General features: G+C 32.0%; 9 protein-coding genes. 2 read left to right on the top strand and 7 right to left on the bottom strand.

From position 1 onward, the window contains the following. Positions 1–147: 147 nt before the first annotated feature. Positions 148–396, bottom strand: coding sequence for a hypothetical protein (locus tag ACX12B_RS08125; protein WP_459353515.1), 249 nt, complete (start codon positions 394–396; stop codon positions 148–150). An 89-nt stretch (positions 397–485) separates the two neighbouring features. Then, a complete protein-coding gene (locus tag ACX12B_RS08120) occupies positions 486–1,943 on the bottom strand; it encodes a sensor histidine kinase (RefSeq protein WP_459353514.1) in 1,458 nt (485 codons plus the stop codon). 134 nt (positions 1,944–2,077) lie between these two features. Between ACX12B_RS08120 and dinB the strand changes: the two genes are divergently transcribed. Further along, entirely contained in the window at positions 2,078–3,172 is a 1,095-nt protein-coding gene (dinB, locus tag ACX12B_RS08115; protein WP_459353513.1) for a DNA polymerase IV, read from the top strand. Here dinB and artG read toward each other — a convergent pair. The 4 genes from artG to ACX12B_RS08095 all read right to left on the bottom strand — a co-directional run bounded on the left by artG (position 3,156) and on the right by ACX12B_RS08095 (position 5,715). Further along, complete coding sequence (artG, locus tag ACX12B_RS08110) at positions 3,156–4,100, bottom strand: thaumarchaeosortase (RefSeq protein ID WP_459353512.1); 945 nt, start codon at positions 4,098–4,100, stop codon at positions 3,156–3,158. The genes dinB and artG overlap by 17 nt on opposite strands. Positions 4,101–4,343: 243 nt before the next feature. Continuing rightward, positions 4,344–4,823 carry a hypothetical protein gene (locus ACX12B_RS08105; protein ID WP_459353511.1) on the bottom strand — a complete coding sequence of 160 codons (480 nt, stop codon included), beginning with the start codon at positions 4,821–4,823 and terminating at the stop codon, positions 4,344–4,346. Then, the gene (locus ACX12B_RS08100; RefSeq protein ID WP_459353510.1) at positions 4,824–5,486 is read right to left on the bottom strand and encodes a DsbA family protein; all 663 of its coding nucleotides are present in this window, start codon (positions 5,484–5,486) and stop codon (positions 4,824–4,826) included. Positions 5,487–5,517: 31 nt separating this feature from the next. Continuing rightward, on the bottom strand, positions 5,518–5,715 hold the full coding sequence (locus tag ACX12B_RS08095) for a hypothetical protein (RefSeq protein WP_459353509.1): 198 nt from the start codon (positions 5,713–5,715) through the stop codon (positions 5,518–5,520). 50 nt (positions 5,716–5,765) lie between these two features. Here ACX12B_RS08095 and ACX12B_RS08090 point away from each other — a divergent pair, with 50 nt between their 5' ends. Next, a complete protein-coding gene (locus tag ACX12B_RS08090; protein WP_459353508.1) occupies positions 5,766–6,068 on the top strand; it encodes a hypothetical protein in 303 nt (100 codons plus the stop codon). Here ACX12B_RS08090 and ACX12B_RS08085 read toward each other — a convergent pair. Next, positions 6,059–6,427, bottom strand: coding sequence for a C2H2-type zinc finger protein (locus ACX12B_RS08085; RefSeq protein ID WP_459353507.1), 369 nt, complete (start codon positions 6,425–6,427; stop codon positions 6,059–6,061). The two genes, ACX12B_RS08090 and ACX12B_RS08085, sit on opposite strands and share 10 nt — an antisense overlap. Between the last annotated feature and the right edge of the window lie 68 nt (positions 6,428–6,495).

Genomic DNA, 6,495 nt, shown 5'->3' with positions numbered 1-6,495 from the left:
GTTCTGGTGTTGGTTCTGGTTCTGGTGTTGGTTCAGGTTCGGATTTATTTCTAGAGTCAAATTCTGATAAAATGTCTTCTGCGTCTTTTGATTTTCTATCACTCAATTCTTTATTCCTTTAATAACGAAATGCTCTCTCGCTTTTATTTAATTTTTCAGGTCTTGTCCTTTGAGATAGTCATCAAATAATTTTTCTAGATCGTCATCATTGCTAATCTGTTTGATTTTTTCAACAAGATCTTTTTCTTCAATCTCATAACAATTCATAACATCTTGAGAATCTTTGAAAACTAACATTGCTTTTTCCTTGAAAATACAATGATAGAGTTTCTCTTTTTCCATTTTTTCAGGTTTTATTTTCAATCCATTTTCATCAACAGATACAGGATAGTCCATATGAGGGGTTAGTTAATTGGGTATTTAGATGGAATGGCTCATTAATTTGTTAATATTTTTTACAAACAAAGTGTTGATAATGAAATAGATTATTTTTGCTCTTGTGGAATTTTAATAATAAATCTAGTTGGATTATTTTTTACTGAGATATTTCCATGATGTTGCTCTATTATTGATTTACAGCTTGCAAGCCCCAATCCGGTTCCTTCTTGTTTTGTAGTATACAGGGGTTCAAAGATCTTCTCCAAGGTATCTTCAGGTATGCCAGGACCATTATCTTCAATCTGAATTATTGCCTGATTATCTTTTGATTCAGTTGTAATCTTTATCTTGCCATCATCTCCAATTTCTTGTATTGCATTAAAGATTATATTGATAAAAACAATTTTTATGGTTTCATAATCACAATCAATTATAACATCATGTCCTTTAACATCTATACTAATTCCTTGAGGTTTAACAATATCTTCAAGTGCAGAATTTAAAATCTGCTGTATTGATTGAGACGTGAAAACCAATGGCTTATTTTTTACAAAATCTAAAACATTCTCTATTTGATGATTAATTCTTTGCATCGCATTATCTACTCGATTAAATTTTTCTAGTTCATCTTCTGTAAGAGTATTTCTAGCTTTTATGATGTCTAAAGTTGCTTTGATTACAGTTAGAGGGTTTCTAATATCATGTGCGAGTCTTGAAGAGAGTTCACCAATAGATGAAAGTTTTTCTTGTTTGATAATTTTTGTTTTATATTTTTCTAGTTCTGAAGACATGTGATTTAGAGATTGTAAAATATCATTTACATCAGTATTTTTTGATGTGGGTTTAATTTTAATAAAATCTCCCTTTGCAATAGATTGGGTCATAGAAGTTAACTGATTAATGGGTTTTGCAATAAATTGTGATGAAAGAATTAGAATAAATATTGCAGCAATAATAGCAACAATTGAAGATATTAGAAAAGTATTTTGCATTCTATATTCAATGCCTAGGATTTGTTCTTGAACTAGATTCATTCCATCAATTTCCATCTGAGAGATCTGTTCCATAATTTTATGAAAATCAATTTCAGATTTTTCTAAAAGTTCTATGGCTTCAAATTTTGTAATATCATTATTTTGGTATTGTTCAAAAATTATATCATGTTCATCAGATTTTTGAGTTAGTAAATCAACATAATTTAACATCATTTCCCGCATCATCAATGGTGCAAGATATTCTCCTGTAGAATATTTTGTGAATGTCAGATCAGCATATTTTTGAATTTGTTCGTCAAGTCCTTGATCAAATTTTTTAAATTTTTTTTCAAATTCCAGATACGTATTAGATGAGGGATCTTCATGGATCATTTGCATTGTTGCCATATGCATCATCTGATAATTGAGTTGGATTTGATTGAGAACCGTAATTGCAGGAATGCTCATATTTCGATGATATTCAGTTACATCACGTATTTCCAAAGAATAATACAATTGAAAATAACTTGCAACCCCAAAAATCACAAAGATTATGATAAATCCCAATCCCATGAGAGTTCTCGTTCGCATAATAACCAATCATCATCTAGCATGTAATGAAAATTAACAAGTAAAAATTATTTCATCATCGAGTATAATGATAAAAAATGTTGAATCATACAAGTCACGCAATATAGTAATAATCTAAAGTTAATCCTATAACATTGGAAACAAGAATCGTTTTCCACATAGATTTTGACTATTTTTATGCCCAGTGTGAAGAGATAAGGTCACCAGAATTAAAATCAAAACCAGTTTGTGTATGTGTCTTTTCAGATAGAGGAGGAGATAGTGGTGCCATTGCAACTGCAAATTATACTGCAAGAAAGTATGGTGCAAAATCCGGAATTCCAATAATCTTTGCTAAAAAAAGATTAGAAGAGAGAAAAGATGCAGTGTTTTTGCCAGTAGATTTTGATTACTATTCTGAAATGTCTGAAAAAGCAATGAAAATCATCGAAGAGTTTTCAGATATTTTTGAATATGTAGGAAGGGATGAAGCATATTTGGATGTCACAAAGAGAACTGAAGGAGATTTTCACAAAGCAAGTCATCTAGCACAACAAATTAAAAATTCCATAAGAGAGAAAACAAAACTTAGTTGTTCAATTGGAATTTCTCCAAATAAATTAATTTCAAAGATTGCATCAGACTTTCAAAAACCAGATGGGTTAACATTAGTTTCACCTGAAAAAATTGATGTATTTTTAGAGTCATTAAAAATAAGAGACATTCCAGGTATTGGTAAAAAAACAGAAGAGAGGTTTGTTGAAATGAATTTAGAAACAATAGGAGATGTAAAAAAACTCGATGTTTTTACTTTGAATAAAGAATTTGGTAGAAAAAGTGGAACTTACATCTACAATGCAGTAAGAGGAATTGATGATGACCAAGTAAAAAAAAGAGAACCAAGTATCCAACATGGAAAAATTGTTACTCTAAAAAAAGATTCAAAAGATTACAAATTTCTTTTAGAGAATTTGTTAGAATTATGTAAAGAAGTACACGAGATAATTCAAAAAAAGAATCAAATGTTCAAATCAGTTGGAATAAGTTTTGTTCAATCAGATTTATCAAACAAATCAAAATCAAAAATGCTCAGAAATTCTACTATGAGTTTAGATGAATTAGAAAAAACTGCAGAGCAGTTACTAAAAGAAGCACTAGAAACTCAAACAGCTACCATTAGACGATTAGGAGTTAAAGTTTCAGAACTTTCAGAGAATCAAGGACAAAGAGACATTACGAGTTATTTTTAGAAAGTCCATCTCGTTCTTCTTGTTTTTTGAGACGTCTAGATTCTATTAGTATGACTACCAAAATGAATGCAAACAGCCACGGCAGGAACATTATTTCACCTGCAATTTTATGATATTCCTCCCAAGCCACTGGGTCAGTTGTTACTTTGAGGGCATACCAAGATAAAGAGAAAATACGAATCAAGTTTACAATAATTGTTCCAATAATACCTAAAACAAAATACATTGATTTTCTTGCTCTAGGAATATTCATCTTGAGCATGAATGCGCCAATAACTAATGAGAAAATGATAATGCTATGAACACCAGCTGATGGCCAAAATACTTGCAAGGCCATTGAACCATGATCTCCACGCAAGAACATGACATTGTCTCTTGCAACAGCAGTACCAAGTTCAAGTACAGTGATTACCCAAACATTAGCTTGTACAAAATATGGAACGATGTATTGTAATGGACCTAATGTATCATATGGGAAAAATGCATCAAGAGATAAGATAATTGCAGTACCAGTTAAGAAAATAGGTCCTGCAGGAGCAATTCGAATCCATCTGGTTCCAAAGAAGATAGTTAATGCAACAACAATGAAGATGGCCATAACAACAAAGTCCCACATCCATGTCCAAGAATAGATTAATTGAACATCAAATTGTTCTGCAGATGCAATAATGTAATCTCTTAGACCATACTCTAATGAAATCAGATAAGAGATAGTCAATAATGCAATAGGAATTACTGCAAGTAATCGTTTTTTTGAAATTATAATCTTTAGACCGATTAGTTCAGCTACAACAAAAACAAGTGCAAAAAGATATCCTCCTCTTCCCTCATTCCAACTCCAAGCTACAGAATCAGGATATGCGATCATTGAAAATAGAATCGGACTGGCAATTATCAAAATTCCAGCAATTAAATTCCAATTTTGCATTACGTTAAACTTGAAAAGGGCAAATAAATAGCTCGACTTTGAAAATTTCCTAAATTCATTTATTCATAATCAAATGGGAAAAAGATGCTAATCTTCAGCATCTTCGATTTCATCGGCGTCTGGATCTCTCCTACTTGGCCTAATTGGAACATAAATGAATGTCACACAAGCAATACATCAGACTTTAAGATACATCCAAAGGTTGAAAACGTTTGCCTAAATGGTGATTTCTAGTAAATCAAATCAAGGATCAAATTTACATTCGATTTTGAGGGATTTTACAGTTGTAAAATAGGTAATTACCAAAACCCCAATAGCGATTATTCGTAGAGGGATTTCATAATTAGTCAAAAATGCAGTTGCAGTTGCACCAACAGAACCAAATGTTGAGATTACTGCAAATCCAATTGGACCACAACTACATGCCCCAGCTGCTGCACCAACAAAAGAGCCAATTACACCACCACCCATTTTTTGTGTTGAACTTTTCAATACACTAATTCTAAAAACATTCATTGGGAGAACTATTGCAGATAATGCTGAAATTATTACAATAAGCGCAAATCCAAATTCAGTGCCGTTAGGAAGATGACTTACCACATAAGGTTCTAAGAAAATATACTCAGATAATATCAATAATCCAACAAGCATTGGAATGAATATTGCAAAAGAAAGTGCAATGTATTTTTGATTTGAAAAAACAAATTTGATTGTACTTGTCATCTATACCAATGGATCCAGAACTTGTTTAAAGACAGAAAATGGTTGTGCACCACCAATCTGTTGTTGCCCATCTGGACCTACAATAAAGAATCCAGGAGTTCCTCTTACACCATGATCTCTGGCTTGTTGAGTGTTATACTGAACACGTTTAGAATACTTTCCAGAGTCAAGACAACTTTCAAACAATTCCATGTCTAATCCCATTGAAAATGCAAAAGCCTTTAGTCTTTCAGTGTTAGCCCAACCGCCATCGATTTTATCTTCTTGTGCATTATACAACATATCATGATATTCCCAATACTTTCCTTGGTCTTCAGCACAGTAAGTTGCTTGAGATGCAGGACTTGAATCTCTTCCCAAGAAGGCCATATCAACAAAAACCAGATTAGCTTTTCCAGTGTCAATATAATCACGAGTTATAGCAGGTTTTGTATTGTGGAACCAATTGTAACATTGATGACATTGATAATCTCCAAACTCAACAATAGTTACAGGAGCAGACGGATCACCTAAGATAGGAGACCCCATTGCAGTGGAAATGGTCCCATGAGTTCTAGTCATGTCAAGATTTACAGTTTCAGCAGGAGTAGAAGACAAAGATGCGGCTACTCCAGCAATAATTGCAATAACAACGACGCCTATAATCACGCCTTTTTTGTTCATGTTCAAAAGAAATTAGAAGAGTTAAAAAAACTTATTCCAAATTACGAGACGATTTTCGTTTAAACAGATTAGTAAATTTTGCAATTGCAGTATCAATTGGACAAACCTCACATTGAACACCTGAAGAATGACTATCTAGATGTTTTTCAAATCGATCTCTAGATTCAAACACAAGATCACACTTTTCACAATAAACCTTTGAAACATTATTTCTTGATGGTTTATCCATAACAAATTACAGTAATTAGTGCTTATAAAGATCCTGTTGAAAATCAACATATGAGAAAAATTCTGGACAAATTTGTAACAGGATTTTTTGTAGTAGTATTAGGAATTGCGTGGTATTGTAGTACAAAATTCTACATTAAACCAGACAATCATTCAATAGTAATCTATGATGTTTTTGGAAAAGAGATTAAACTAGAAGGAGTACGAGTTGATTTTAAAACACATAATGTAGCACAAAGTTACATTTCAGAATACAAAAAAAGATTTCCACATTACAATTTTGTAATGGCAATAGAAATTCCAGAAATTAGAAAAAATACAATACCTAGAATTTTTAAAAAGATTCAGAGATAATGAATTCTCATATGAGTCTCTAATTCAACTTGATATTGGGTTACAAATCCACAATGAGAGCATGAGAACATCTCTTGTTGTTGAGAAGCTTGTCGCTCAATTACTTTTCCAGATACAGATGTAATACTAATCATGTTATGATTTCCAATAACTGCAAAATTTCTACCCTCACCTATAGAGTCTAAAAATTCCTTGATTGCAGTGATTACAGTGTTAGTATCAATTATCTCATCGTCTTCCAGAGTTGACAAAGTAAATTGATTATTTTTTAGAGTGGGAATTGCTGCGACTTGATCTGATACATACACTACAAGTTCGTGTTTGATGGGCAGTACATCAGTACAGTCAATTGTAAGCATGAATGCTTTGAGTCAAATCAATATTTTAGTTTAACAATTATCGAAAATGATTATTATGGTTCAATATT

The sequence above is a fragment of the Nitrosopumilus sp. S6 genome (assembly GCF_054515815.1).
This window is presented reverse-complemented; position numbering and strand designations above follow the sequence as displayed.

Coding starts and splice junctions, on each gene's coding strand:
- ACX12B_RS08125 (WP_459353515.1), bottom strand. CDS start 396: ATGGACTATCCTGTATCTGTTGATGAAAATGGATTGAAAATAAAACCT.
- ACX12B_RS08120 (WP_459353514.1), bottom strand. CDS start 1,943: ATGCGAACGAGAACTCTCATGGGATTGGGATTTATCATAATCTTTGTG.
- artG (WP_459353512.1), bottom strand. CDS start 4,100: ATGCAAAATTGGAATTTAATTGCTGGAATTTTGATAATTGCCAGTCCG.
- ACX12B_RS08105 (WP_459353511.1), bottom strand. CDS start 4,823: ATGACAAGTACAATCAAATTTGTTTTTTCAAATCAAAAATACATTGCA.
- ACX12B_RS08100 (WP_459353510.1), bottom strand. CDS start 5,486: ATGAACAAAAAAGGCGTGATTATAGGCGTCGTTGTTATTGCAATTATT.
- ACX12B_RS08095 (WP_459353509.1), bottom strand. CDS start 5,715: ATGGATAAACCATCAAGAAATAATGTTTCAAAGGTTTATTGTGAAAAG.
- ACX12B_RS08090 (WP_459353508.1), top strand. CDS start 5,766: ATGAGAAAAATTCTGGACAAATTTGTAACAGGATTTTTTGTAGTAGTA.
- ACX12B_RS08085 (WP_459353507.1), bottom strand. CDS start 6,427: ATGCTTACAATTGACTGTACTGATGTACTGCCCATCAAACACGAACTT.